The organism is Allobosea sp. 01N443, assembly GCF_056399325.1.
The window spans coordinates 1-6,142 of record NZ_JBFTRC010000267.1; the positions used below are offsets into that span (position 1 = coordinate 1).

General features: G+C 64.8%; 5 protein-coding genes and 1 pseudogene. 5 read left to right on the plus strand and 1 reads right to left on the minus strand.

Annotated elements, in window-relative coordinates; all coding sequences use genetic code 11:
• Positions 1–144: 144 nt before the first annotated feature.
• The gene (locus AC1DRP_RS34070) at positions 145–573 is read right to left on the minus strand and encodes a GFA family protein (protein WP_441507294.1); all 429 of its coding nucleotides are present in this window, start codon (positions 571–573) and stop codon (positions 145–147) included.
• Between the two features lie 136 nt (positions 574–709).
• Here AC1DRP_RS34070 and AC1DRP_RS34075 point away from each other — a divergent pair, with 136 nt between their 5' ends.
• The 5 genes and pseudogenes from AC1DRP_RS34075 (at position 710) to ihfB (ending at position 5,969) form a co-directional block, all read left to right on the plus strand.
• Entirely contained in the window at positions 710–1,240 is a 531-nt protein-coding gene (locus AC1DRP_RS34075; RefSeq protein ID WP_441507293.1) for a GNAT family N-acetyltransferase, read from the plus strand.
• A gap of 271 nt (positions 1,241–1,511) precedes the next feature.
• A pseudogene (gene rpsA, locus AC1DRP_RS34080) lies at positions 1,512–3,224 on the plus strand (30S ribosomal protein S1); the annotation flags it as partial.
• A gap of 88 nt (positions 3,225–3,312) precedes the next feature.
• The gene (locus tag AC1DRP_RS34085) at positions 3,313–4,602 is read left to right on the plus strand and encodes an Hsp70 family protein (protein WP_441507292.1); all 1,290 of its coding nucleotides are present in this window, start codon (positions 3,313–3,315) and stop codon (positions 4,600–4,602) included.
• Positions 4,603–4,687: 85 nt separating this feature from the next.
• Complete coding sequence (gene sppA / locus AC1DRP_RS34090; protein ID WP_441507291.1) at positions 4,688–5,656, plus strand: signal peptide peptidase SppA; 969 nt, start codon at positions 4,688–4,690, stop codon at positions 5,654–5,656.
• 28 nt (positions 5,657–5,684) lie between these two features.
• Positions 5,685–5,969 (plus strand): integration host factor subunit beta, encoded by a 285-nt coding sequence (gene ihfB / locus AC1DRP_RS34095; protein WP_043231503.1) that lies wholly within the window; start codon positions 5,685–5,687, stop codon positions 5,967–5,969.
• The last annotated feature ends 173 nt before the right edge of the window (positions 5,970–6,142 follow it).

Sequence of the window (6,142 nt, forward strand, 5' to 3'; positions counted from 1 at the left end):
AGAGACATCGATTCCAGCATAATGCTCCACGGCTGTTCCTCTCATGATGCTTGAGGCCGATCGCTCGGACCTCGTTTTCAACACCATCATTCTGAGGGACAGCCACCCAAAATGGCTATTCGAAGCGCCGGCCCATTACGGCATCTAGGGAGCGCCGACGTCCCGTTTTGTTTCCTCCACATGCCACCATCCGGGCCGCCCGTCGCGATAGCTGTGGGAGGTCGGCATCAGCTCCGCCGAGAGCGGCTTGTCGAAACAGCCGAGGAGCAGCGCCATGACGGGATCGTCATCGACTGCGCCGATGCTGCTTCCACAGGCCGGGCAGAAGGCCCGGCTCGAATAGTCCGACGAACGGAAGAGCGACGGTGCCCCGCCGGGGCCGGTCCAGGCGATTGCGTCCCTGGCGAACTCGACCCAGGCGACTGTCAGTGCTCCGGTATGGCGCTGGCATAGGGTGCAGGAGCAGGTGTGCGGCTTCTCGGCCGGGCCCTTGGCCTCGAAGCGGATCGAGCCGCAAAGGCATCCGCCGGTATAGTGCGTCGGCCTGGCCGTTCGCCGGTCGTCATGATTCACTGCCCCAACTCCCGCGGTGTCCTCACCGCCGGTTCGCCCTATCCCGTCGCCGCGTGGACTGGAACCCCCATCGGTCATCGGAGTATGTCCAACGCGATTGCCGAGTGCTGCGGAGCGATGAATGACTGGATGTGACATGGCCGAAATCACGATCCGCCTCGCCGTGCCGCAGGACGCCGGCCGCCTTCCGGAGGTCGAGCGTTCCGCCGGCCAGATTTTCCGAACCGTACCAGACCTGGCCTGGATCGCGGACGATGCCGTGATGTCGGCCGAGCCCCATCTCGTCAGCATCGTCGCTGGCACGAGTTGGGTTGCTCTTGACGTGACAGGCGAGGTCGTCGGCTTCCTCAGTGCCGAGCGGATCGACACCGAATTGCATGTCTGGGAGCTGGCGGTCCGTGCAGACCGCCAGGGCAGGGGCATCGGCACTCACCTGGTTGGCGCAGCCATCGGCCATGCCAGGGCAAGTGGGCTGCGGGCCCTCACACTCACCACCTTCCGGGCTCTTGCCTGGAATGAACGCTTCTATGTCCGGCTCGGCTTCGTGACGCTCGAGGACGGCGCGATCGAGGGAAGGCTCCGCGCGGTCCTGGAGCGCGAAGAGATACACGGGCTTCCCATCGCGCGCCGCTGCGCCATGCGCTTCGACCTGATTGCGAGCAGCTGACGGGCAAAACTCTTGCCGTGCGTCGCTTGATCGACTACATCCGCCTCGTCCGAAGGGCCGTGATCGATCACAGCCGGGGGCGGCCTTTGAGGCTGGCTCCCGTTTGGTGTTGGAAGCGAGCTCGTCGGATACGGATCATGTTCGACGGCTCAGCGCCGCCAGCCTCCCTGCGAGGCAGCCTCCATGAGGCGCCGTCGGAGACGGTCCGGACCGCAGCACCAACCCAAACGGCGCTTGCCGGCTATCGCGGGATACGCGACCGGCGTCAGGAGAATGCATGTCAGCCGTAGAAAGCTATCACGCGGGTCGCGAGGACTTCGCCGCCCTGCTCGAGGAATCCTTCGCCCGTAACGACGCGCTTGAAGGTTCCGTTATCAAGGGCATCGTCGTCGCCATCGAGAAAGATATGGCGATCATCGATGTCGGCCTGAAGACTGAAGGCCGCGTCGCCCTCAAGGAATTCACCGGCCCCGGCCGCGACCAGGACATCAAGGTCGGCGACGAGGTCGAGGTCTATCTCGACCGGGTCGAGAACGCCCTCGGCGAAGCCGTGATCTCGCGCGACAAGGCTCGCCGCGAAGAAAGCTGGGTCAAGCTCGAGAAGGCCTATGAGGCTCGCGAGAAGGTCACCGGCATGATCTTCAACACGGTCAAGGGTGGCTACACCGTTGACCTCGACGGCGCCGTCGCCTTCCTGCCGCGTTCGCAGGTCGACATCCGTCCGATCCGCGACGTCGGCCCGCTGATGGGCCAGCCGCAGCCGTTCGAGATCCTCAAGATGGATCGTCGTCGCGGCAACATCGTCGTTTCGCGCCGCACGGTTCTCGAAGAGACCCGCGCCGAGGCCCGTTCCGAGCTGGTCGCCAGCCTCGAAGAGGGTCAGGTCATCGACGGCGTCGTCAAGAACATCACCGAATACGGTGCGTTCGTTGACCTCGGCGGCATCGACGGCCTGCTGCACGTGACCGACATGGCCTGGCGCCGCGTCAACCATCCGTCCGAGGTCGTAACCATCGGTCAGACGGTCAAGGTCAAGATCATCAAGATCAACCAGGAGACGCACCGCATCTCGCTTGGCATCAAGCAGCTGCTGGCCGATCCGTGGGATGGCATCGCCGCCCGTTATCCGGTCGGTGCGCGCCTCAAGGGCCGCGTCACCAACATCACGGACTACGGCGCGTTCGTCGAAGTGGAGCCGGGCATCGAAGGCCTCATCCACGTCTCCGAGATGTCGTGGACCAAGAAGAACGTCCACCCCGGCAAGATCGTCTCGACCTCGCAGGAAGTCGACGTCGCGATCCTCGAGGTCGATCAGGTCAAGCGCCGCATCTCGCTCGGTCTCAAGCAGACCCTGCGCAATCCGTGGGAGGTCTTCGCCGAGACCCACCCGTCGGGTTCGGTGGTCGAGGGCGAGGTCAAGAACAAGACCGAGTTCGGTCTCTTCCTGGGTCTCGAAGGCGACATCGACGGCATGATCCATCTCTCCGATCTCGACTGGAACCGTCCGGGCGAGCAGGTCATCGAAGAATACAAGAAGGGCGATATGCTTCAGGCTGTCGTTCTCGATGTGGACGTCGAGAAGGAGCGCATCTCGCTCGGCCTGAAGCAGCTTGGCGGCGATCCCTTCGTGGATGCCGGCGAGTTCAAGAAGGGCCAGGTCGTCACCTGTGAGGTGATCGAGGTCAAGGAAGCCGGTCTCGACGTCAAGATCACCGGCACCGACATGACCACCTTCATCAAGCGCGCCGAAATCGCACGCGAGCGCTCCGAGCAGCGCCCCGAGCGCTTCGCGGCTGGCGAGAAGGTCGATGCCCGCGTCATCCTGTTCGACAAGAAGGCTCGCAAGATCCAGGTGTCGATCAAGGCGCTGGAAATGGCCGAAGAGAAGGAAGCGATCGCTCAGTTCGGCTCGTCCGACTCCGGCGCCTCGCTTGGCGACATCCTCGGCGCGGCCCTCAAGAAGGCCAGCACCGAGAAGAAGTGATCTTCGGGCCGCGTCTCGCGGCCTGACACATCCATCAGCCCGCGCGGAGAAATCCGCGCGGGCTTTTGTTTCGGCGAAAGGAAGCGGCATGAACGACATCGCGATCGGCATCGATTTCGGCACCACCAACAGCGTGGTCGCCCTGGCACGGCCGGATGGTTCGGTCTCGACCCGCAGCTTTGCGACGAAGCAGGGCGCCGTCGACGCCTACCGCTCGGCGCTGATGTTCTGGCGTGAGGGCCGGCCGCCGCAGGCCCGTGTCGTGCATGTCAGCGGACCTGATGCGCTCGACATGGCGCTGGGCATGACGACCGAGCATCGCTTTCTGCAATCGCTGAAGACGCATCTGTCCAGCCGCGCCTTCCAGGAGACGCGCCTGTTTGGAAAGCTGTATCGGCTCGAGGACCTGATCGGCGTCTTCCTCGCCGATCTCAGTGCCGGGCTCGACGATCTCTCGGAGACGCCACTGATCTCGGGCCGCCCGGTCGTCTTCGCCGGCGAGCGCCCGGACGAGGAACTGGCCGTGAAGCGCCTCTCGGCCTCCTATGCGAAGGCTGGCATGCCCAAGGTCGATTTCGCCTATGAACCGCTCGGCGCGGCCTACTGGTATGCGCGCGACCTGAAGACGCCCCAGACCATGCTGGTCGCCGATTTCGGCGGCGGCACGAGCGACTTCTCCGTGATGCGCTTCGAGCCTGGCGGGGCAGGGCGGCTGGAAGCGATCCCGCTCTCGCATGCCGGTGTCGGCGTCGCCGGTGACACCTTTGACTATCGCATCATCGAACACGCCGTTTCGCCGCGGCTCGGCAAGGGCTCGCAGTATCGTTCCTTCGAGAAGCTGCTGCCGATTCCCGCCCATTACCACGCGGCCTTCGCGCAGTGGCACAGGCTCTCGCTGATGAAGAGCCGCGAGACCATGGCCGAGCTCAAGGCGCTGATCCGCGACGCGGTCGAGCCCGGCAAGCTCGAGGATCTGCTGACCGTGATCGAATACGATCTTGGCTATGAACTCTATCGCGCCGTCTCGGCGGCCAAGGTTGCGCTGTCGTCGCAGGACGAGACCGTGCTGAACTTCCGCCAGATGGATGTCAGCATCGAGGGGACGATCCGCCGGACGGATTTCGAAAGCTGGATCGCCGAGGACGTCGCGTCGATCGAGGCGGCGCTCGATCGCGCCCTCGTCGAAGCCAAGGTCGAATCCGGTGCGATCGAGGCCGTCTTCATGACCGGCGGAACATCGCATGTCCCGGCCGTGCGCGCCCTGTTCGATCGTCGCTTCGGCTCGGAACGTGTTCACATCGGTGACGCCTTCCGGTCTGTCGCGAGCGGCCTTGCGCTATTGGCGCTCGATCGGCAAAGAGCGACGCTCGACGCCTGAGGCCGAGCGTCGCCTTGCCCCGTCGCTGCGGCGAGGCTACATCACGGGCCCAGCCAGCGTCCGTGACCACAGGAGCGTTTACCCCATGTCGTCCGATGCAGACCTGCTCGCCGACCGCCGCAACCTGCGGCGTAAGCTGACGCTCTGGCGCCTGCTCGCCGTTCTTGGCGTCATCGCGGCGGCTGTCGTCGCGGGGCTGGCCTGGAGCGGCAACGCGCCCGGTTCGACCTCCCGCGCGCATATTGCGCGGGTCACCATTTCGGGTTTCATCTCAGGGGACAGGCGCACGCTCGATCTCATCAAGTCGCTCGAGGACAGTCGGGCGTCCGCCGTCGTGGTTCGGATCGACAGTCCCGGCGGCACCACCAGCGGTTCCGAGGCCTTGCACATCGCGCTGCGCAGTCTGGCGGCCAAGAAGCCGATGGTGGCGGTCGTTGACGGGCTCGCCGCCTCGGGCGGCTATATCGCGGCCATGGGCGCGGACCGCATCGTGGCGCGCCAGACCTCGCTCGTCGGCTCGATCGGCGTGCTCTTCCAGATTCCCAATGTCGGCCGCCTGCTCGACACCGTCGGGGTCAAGGTCGAGGAGATCAAATCGAGCCCGCTGAAGGCGGCGCCGAACGGCTTTGAGCCGACCTCGCCTGAGGCGCGCGCCGCGCTGCAACGTGTGGTCGAGGATAATTACGATTGGTTCAAGCGCCTCGTCGGGGACCGCCGCAAGCTCGGAGAGACCGAGATTGCCGTCGTATCGGACGGCCGCGTCTATTCCGGCCGGCAGGCCGTCGGCCTTAAGCTGGTCGACGAGATCGGCGGCGAGCCGGAGGCGATCGCCTGGCTCGAGCGCGAGAAGAATGTCGCGAAGGATTTGCCGGTGCGTGACTGGCGCCGCCGCAACGAGGCCTCCGCCTTTGGTCTGTGGAGCGCTGGCGAGGCGATGGCCCGCGCAGCCGGTCTGGAATCGCTGGCCGTGATCCTTGCGCGGGCTGCCGATCAGCCGGTTGGCCTGCGGCTTGACGCGCCCTTGGCGCTCTGGCAGCCTGTCGCCGAAAAGTGATGTTGATACAATCGGTTATATTGGACACATGATAAAATCTGAACTCGTTCAACGCATCGCCGAGCGCAACACTCACCTCTACCAGCGCGATATCGAGAACATCGTCACGGCTATCCTCGACGAGGTCGTCAAGGCGCTGGGGCGTGGTGACCGTGTCGAACTGCGCGGCTTTGGTGCATTCTCCCGCAAGGCCCGCGCCGCAAGGGTCGGCCGCAACCCTCGCACCGGCGATGCGGTCGAGGTCGAAGAGAAGTTCGTGCCGGTCTTCAAGACCGGCAAGGAGCTTCGCCAGAGGCTGAACGGCAAGCACTGACATCCAGCCGGATGTCAGGCTCGCTCGTGCGGCACGCGAGGAAAAATCCATGAAAGCTTTCTTCAAGGCGCTGATCCTCGTGCCGGTCGCCTTGGCGATCGTCCTCTTCTCGATCGCGAACCGGGGCCCGGTGCGGGTCTCGCTCGATCCGTTCAGCCGCGACGCGCCGACGC

Coding starts and splice junctions, on each gene's coding strand:
- AC1DRP_RS34075 (WP_441507293.1), top strand. CDS start 710: ATGGCCGAAATCACGATCCGCCTCGCCGTGCCGCAGGACGCCGGCCGC.
- AC1DRP_RS34085 (WP_441507292.1), top strand. CDS start 3,313: ATGAACGACATCGCGATCGGCATCGATTTCGGCACCACCAACAGCGTG.
- sppA (WP_441507291.1), top strand. CDS start 4,688: ATGTCGTCCGATGCAGACCTGCTCGCCGACCGCCGCAACCTGCGGCGT.
- ihfB (WP_043231503.1), top strand. CDS start 5,685: ATGATAAAATCTGAACTCGTTCAACGCATCGCCGAGCGCAACACTCAC.